7 protein-coding genes are annotated in these 6,436 nt (G+C 28.7%); 6 read left to right on the top strand and 1 reads right to left on the bottom strand.

The features are described 5' to 3' along the window. The 6 genes from VLM92_RS12380 to VLM92_RS12355 form a co-directional block, all read left to right on the top strand. A partial coding sequence (locus tag VLM92_RS12380) for a CBS domain-containing protein (RefSeq protein ID WP_325276643.1) occupies window positions 1–562 on the top strand: 562 nt, incomplete at its 5' end. Then, entirely contained in the window at window positions 555–2,075 is a 1,521-nt protein-coding gene (locus VLM92_RS12375; RefSeq protein WP_325276642.1) for a glycine betaine ABC transporter substrate-binding protein, read from the top strand. The genes VLM92_RS12380 and VLM92_RS12375, both read left to right, overlap by 8 nt. 463 nt (window positions 2,076–2,538) lie before the next feature. Further along, entirely contained in the window at window positions 2,539–2,736 is a 198-nt protein-coding gene (locus tag VLM92_RS12370; protein WP_334309502.1) for a DbpA RNA binding domain-containing protein, read from the top strand. A gap of 284 nt (window positions 2,737–3,020) precedes the next feature. Next, window positions 3,021–3,899 (top strand): EAL domain-containing protein, encoded by an 879-nt coding sequence (locus tag VLM92_RS12365; protein ID WP_325276641.1) that lies wholly within the window; start codon window positions 3,021–3,023, stop codon window positions 3,897–3,899. A gap of 303 nt (window positions 3,900–4,202) precedes the next feature. Further along, window positions 4,203–4,856: a hypothetical protein gene (locus VLM92_RS12360; RefSeq protein ID WP_331681761.1), complete on the top strand. Its 654-nt coding sequence runs from the start codon at window positions 4,203–4,205 to the stop codon at window positions 4,854–4,856. Between the two features lie 250 nt (window positions 4,857–5,106). Continuing rightward, window positions 5,107–5,427, top strand: a complete 321-nt coding sequence (locus tag VLM92_RS12355) for a hypothetical protein (protein WP_325276640.1) — start codon at window positions 5,107–5,109, stop codon at window positions 5,425–5,427. Between the two features lie 174 nt (window positions 5,428–5,601). Here the strand turns inward: VLM92_RS12355 and VLM92_RS12350 are convergent. Beyond that, window positions 5,602–6,436, bottom strand: an 835-nt coding sequence (locus tag VLM92_RS12350; RefSeq protein WP_331681760.1) for a DegV family protein, incomplete at its 5' end; no start/stop codon positions are given.

Here is a 6,436-nt window from a genome sequence, read left to right as displayed (position 1 = left end):
TGTAACTCATGATATGGATGAAGCTTTAAAAATAGCTGATAAAATTTGTATTATGGACAACGGTAAAATAGCTCAATATGATACGCCTGAAAATATCTTAAGAAACCCAGCAAATGAATTTATTCAAGACTTTATAGGATTAGATAGAGTTTGGAGTAATCCAGAATATATAAAAGCAAGAGATATTATGATAAAGGATCCAGTTTCTGCTAAACCATCAAGAACCATAATTCAAGGAATTGAAATAATGAAAACTAGTAAAGTAGATAGTTTATTAGTAATAGACAAAGAAAATAAATTAGAAGGAATTGTTACCGTAAAAGATATGAAGTCAAATATTAATAAAAGTACATCAATAGGTAAAGTAATGTCAACCGAAGTTTTATTTGTAAATGAAGAGGATAATTTAGTAGATATACTAAGTGTTATGAATGAACATGAAGTCGGATATATACCAGTAGTGTCAAATAATAATAAATTAGCAGGGCTAATTACAAGAAGTAGCTTAATTTCAGTTTTAAGTGAGCAGTTCTTAGAAACGGAGGTGAGTGTTCTTGGATAAAATAATAGAATTATCAATACAACATATAAATCTTACAGTAATAGCAATCTCAATAGCCATCCTAGTAGGAGTACCACTAGGAATAATTATATCTAGAGTAGAGCCGGTTAGAAAAGTAATATTAGGCTTTGTAAATTTAGTGCAAGCAGTACCATCAATGGCTCTACTTGGATTACTTGTGCCAATACTTGGAATAGGAAGTAAGCCTGCGATATTTATGGTTGTTATGTATTCATTACTACCAATAGTAAAAAATACATATATAGGAATCTCAACCATTGATCCAGTTATACTAGAATCATCAAAAGGAATCGGTCTTACTAAAAATCAGACTTTATTTAAAATACAATTACCACTAGCATTACCAATAATAATGGGTGGAGTTAGGATATCAGCAGTTACAGCTGTTGGACTTATGACATTAGCCGCATTTATTGGTGCTGGAGGATTAGGATATTTAGTATTCTCAGGAGTGCAAACAGTTAACAACACTATGATATTACAAGGTGCAATACCAGCATGTTTACTTGCATTAGTAGTAGATTATGTATTTGGTAAAATTGAATTAGCAGTTACACCAAAAGGATTAGACCCTAAAGCTACTAAAAAGAATTCTACAGCACTTAAAGTAATGGTAGTAATAGTTATAGTGGCACTATTATTTACAACTTTAAAACCAATGTTTACGAACAAAACAGAAGATACAATAACTATAGGTTCTAAAAACTATACAGAACAACTTATACTTGGAAATATGTATGCAGAATTAGTAGAAGAACATACGGACTTAAAAGTAGATAAAAGGTTAAACTTAGGTGGTACAACAGTTGCATTTAATGCACTTACAACTAATGAATTAGATATGTATGTTGATTATACAGGAACTATGTTAGTAAATATATTGAATGCTGAACCAATTAAAGATGCACAAAAAGCTTATGATTATACAAAAGAAAAGATGAATACTGAATATAACTTATCAGTACTTGATCAACTAGGATTTAATAATACTTATACTTTATCAATGATGCCTGAGGTGGCTGAAAAGTATAATATAAATACTATATCAGATTTAGCAAAATATGCAGATGAATTAGTTGCGTCTCCAACTCTAGAATTTGAAAACAGAGAAGATGGACTAATAGGATTAAGTAAGCTTTATAATATGAAATTTAAAAGTGTTAAATCAATGGATGGAGCTCTTAGATACACTGCATTAGATAACAATGAATGTCAAGTTATAGATGCTTTTTCAACAGAGGGACTTCTTAAAAAGTTTGGACTTAAAGTATTAGAAGATGATAAAAACTTCTTTGTTCCTTACTATGCAGCACCTTTAGTAAATAATGAAACTTTAAACAAGCATCCTGAGTTAAAAGACGTATTTAATATGTTATCAGGAAAAATTGATGAAAATACTATGCAAGATCTTAATTATCAAGTAGATGAACTTGGCAAATCACCTGAAGAAGTTGCACATAAATTCTTAGTAGACTTAAAACTTGTGAAATAATAAGGCTAGGCAAATTGCCTAGCTATTTTATATTCTAAGATATTAAAATTTATCCAGTTTATGGATAAGTCTTAATACAAACTGTTAAGCTTGAAATAGCTCGCCAATACGTTGCTCAAGTAACGGACCTGGTTTATAGGTCGTTGACGACATGAAGTGATTCGCCGACACGTCGCTCAAGCGAAGCAAAATTTCATTTAAAGGTAAACGTATAGGAATAGTATCAAAACTAGTATTATCTGCTATGGTATAATAGATAATACTATAATGAAGCAAAGAAAGAGATGACTAAATGACAAAAGTAAATTACTTTAAAAAGAAATCCAAGCAAAAGATTAGTAGATGATTTAAAGCAAGCTTTTGAAGCAAAGCTAAGAGTAAAACCTACAGTCAAAGAAGATAAAGGTTCTAAACTTAGTGAAGAGATTATTAGCTTCATATAAATGCAGGAAAGAAGACAAAGATGAGACCTGTTGATATAGTAGGAACTCTTTGTAGTATTAATGGTATTACTGCAGATGATATAGGTGTTATTAATGTACTTGACGTATCTACTTTTGTGGAAGTATTAAATAACAAAGGTGAAATGGTACTTAAGGAACTACAAACAAAGAGTATAAAAGGTAGGCCTCGTAAAGTTACGAAGGCAGACGTTCAATAAAGTAATAATATTATATACGTAATTCAAAGTAATTAGTTGGAGGGTAGAGGGTTAGGTGAGGCTCGCTCCATCATTATTGAAATCAACAAAAAGGTATTGGCTAAAAAGTCAATACCTTTTTTACTATCATATAAACAAGGTGGTAAATGGAAGCTAATGATATTAAAGTATCTGATTACGGGGCCTAAAAGGCTTATATTTTAACAAGCATTTAACTTCATTATTAATTATTTATGGTATATTTGACATATAAATAGTTTAACAATCGGGAAGGAGTATAGGTTATGAGTAAACCTATTTTGCAACTAGAAGAATCTGAAGAAGTTATAGAGTTAGAAAATATACTACAAAACGAAGATATTATAACTGTATACCAGCCTATAGTATCATTAATAAATGGAAATACAATAGGTTATGAGGCACTAAGTAGAGGACCGCATAAGTCTACATTACAATATCCAGATAAGTTATTTGAAGCGGCTAGAAATCAAAATAAAACTTGGGAATTAGAACTTTTATGTAGGGTAAAAGCTATCCAAAGAGCAAAGAATATAAAAGAAGATGAGTTATTATTTATAAATGTAGACCCTTATATATTTAGAGATGAAAAATTTGAAAAAGGGCTTACAAAAGAGTTTTTATCAAAGCATAATATATCAAGTCAAAATATAATATTTGAGATAACGGAAAAGACAGCAATAGAAGACTATTATACCTTTAAAAAAGCGTTAAATAATTATATTGATCAAGGATTTAAAATAGCAATAGATGATACGGGAGCGGGATATTCAGGACTTAAAACTATAAGTGAGACAAGGCCTCATTTTATAAAAATAGATATGGATATAATAAGAGATATAAATAGAGATACTTTTAAACAAGCACTCATAGAAGCTTTTGTAAAACTATCTAGTGCTACTAATATGATAGTGATAGCAGAAGGTATAGAGACAGAAGAAGAATTAGCTACACTTATAAACCTAGGCGTTTATGCTGGGCAAGGATACTTTTTAAGTAGACCAGATAGTAAAATGAAGGGTATTTGTGATGAAGTAAGAGAAAAAATACATAAATATAATAAGCTGAAAAATAGATCACATAGGAGTAGACGATTTTATATACATAATAGAAGGTCATCAAGAAGACTGTATAAAGCTTTGTAACGGTGTAATAGAAGAATTTGATGAAAATATATTGTTATTTTTAAACATAAATGATAGAAAAAATGGATTAATAAAAAAGGAATACCAGGAAATAGAGGAGCAGAAGTGGCATGTGAAATAGAAAATTTTTTCATCTAATAATAATTGGATGGAGGAACATCTTAATGTATATCCAAGAATAATGTATGCAAATAACATGATAAGTTTATAATAAATTTTATATATGTAATAATAGATTAATAAAACTTATTAGCTTTTATTCTCTCGTTCTGTTATACTTAAATAGCTTTAATAAAGAAAGAGGTGTTTGTCATAATTAATTATAAAACAATAGAAAATAAGTATGAAACTCAAGGTTCAGTTACCCTTATAACAATACTTAAAAAAAACAATACTGAACTTATTGCAAAAATAGATACTGAAGATTTAGAAAAAGTTCAAGCAATGGGAACGTGGTTTGCAGAATGGCACAAAGATTTCAATAGTTACTTAGTTCAAAATTTAACTACAACTAAAGTAGATAAAAAACTAAAAAGTACAAAGAGGAATCTTCAATCTGTAATATTAGATACTGCAGCGAGTGCGCCAATCAGACATATAAATGGAGATACATTAGATAACAGAAAATGCAACTTAGATATAGTTGATAGAAAAGCTAAAAATGAATATGAAGTTATAGATGATGATACTATAGCAGTAATATTAAAAGATAGATATGGCAAAGCTCAAGCAAAAGCTTTAATATCTGCTAAAGACTTAGATAAAGTAGTAAACAAGAAATATACATGGATTTATCACAAGGGTTATAAGCAACCACAAGTAATAGCCCATACTCCTCAAGGAAAAGTACATTTAGAAGATATTATTATGAAGCCAGGTGAAAATATGAGAGTGCATCATATAAACCTAAACCCATTAGATAACAGAAGAAAGAACTTAGAAAACAAACATAAGTAAATATAATATTAGATATTTAGAGAAGCCATAAGGATAAAAAATTGTCCTTATGGCTTTTTAAATAATAGTTTATAATAAAAAATAGGTTTAAAAATTTATAGATAGCAATGAATTAAGTTCTTTGAGTATTAAAGAATCTATCAAGTATATATAATAAAGAAATCAATTTATAGTAAGACGTAAACATAAATAAAGGTATTTCTCTTATTTTGTCGAACTACAAGATAAAGGTAATTTAGGAGGAATAGGGATGAGCACAAGAAATAGATTAAATGATACTATACAGTATTTATATATTCAAATGCTAAATGATGGAATAATGATGGATAGTAAATCACAACAAATACAATATATACTAGATATGATATCAATATTTAACGATGATAAACTAGATATGATTGAAGATATAATAGATAATATAAAGAAGTTTGGATATAACGAAGAGCATGTACTAGCATTATACAGTAAACTACTAGGTTATATAACTAAATCAGATAGTATACTAGATATAGATTATATAGTAGGATCATATAATCCAAGTGGAGAAGTAAACAACCTTATAGGATTATAGTACAACTATTATTAGCTTCAAAGTATTGACTAAATATAGTTCATTTCCTGCAATACAAGAGGTGGTATTTTTTATAGAAGATATTTATGAAAATGAATAAGTAATTATAAGGTATAAATTTTAATATAAAAGGCATGAACTTAAGAATTTAAATCTTAAAATTCATGCCTTTTTTTACTTTGTATAATACGCAATACCAATGCTTCCCGGACCTACATGAAGCCCTATAACAGGACCTATAGGTTGTGTTTTAACTGGTATATTTAACTTTTCTTCTAATCTTTTAGCGATTTTTAAACCTTCTTCTTCACAATTTATATGATGAACAATAACATCGCCTAAACCATTTTTTTCTATATCTTCAAAAACATTATCAACTATAGTGTCGATAGCTTTTTTTCTAGTTCTAACCTTAGTAAATACAGAGGTTTCTCCGTCTTTAACAGTAAGTATAGGTTTTATTTGAAGTATATTTCCTAAAAGCGCAGAAGCACTCCCTATTCTTCCACCTTTTTTTAGATAATCTAGTGTATCTGGTGAAAATAAGAATCCGCTATTATTCAAAGTATTGTTTACTATGTCAACTATTTCATCTTTAGATTTTCCATCAAAAGAAGCCTTAGCTGCTTCTATAGTGGCAAATCCCATTTGCATACAGGTAGTATTAGAATCTATTATAGTAATATCAGCTTGAGGATAATTTTCTAGCACCATATTTTTAATTAAATTAGCACTTGAAGAAGTACCACTCATGCTAGATGATAAAAATATTCCTATTATAGAATCACCACTTTTAATTATATTTTCAAAAGTACTTAACATTTCATCAGGTGTTGGTTGAGATGACTTTGGAATTTCACTTAAAGATTTCATTTCATCATAAAAAAATTTATTATCTATATCTAACTCACGCGTACTTTTATTATTCATAAATACATTTAATGATACAACAGAAATATCATATCTCTGAAGATATTCTGATGGTATATAGGATGTACTATCGGTAATT

It is taken from the genome of Romboutsia sp. (assembly GCF_035470145.1).
In the GTDB taxonomy this organism is placed as follows: Bacteria; Bacillota; Clostridia; order Peptostreptococcales; family Peptostreptococcaceae; genus Romboutsia_D.
Note: the sequence above shows the minus strand (reverse complement) of the source record. Positions and strands in the feature narration are given on the sequence as shown.

Excerpts from the sequence above, each read along its gene's own strand:
- VLM92_RS12370 (WP_334309502.1), top strand. The coding sequence starts at position 2,539 with ATGAGACCTGTTGATATAGTAGGAACTCTTTGTAGTATTAATGGTATT.
- VLM92_RS12365 (WP_325276641.1), top strand. The coding sequence starts at position 3,021 with ATGAGTAAACCTATTTTGCAACTAGAAGAATCTGAAGAAGTTATAGAG.
- VLM92_RS12355 (WP_325276640.1), top strand. The coding sequence starts at position 5,107 with ATGAGCACAAGAAATAGATTAAATGATACTATACAGTATTTATATATT.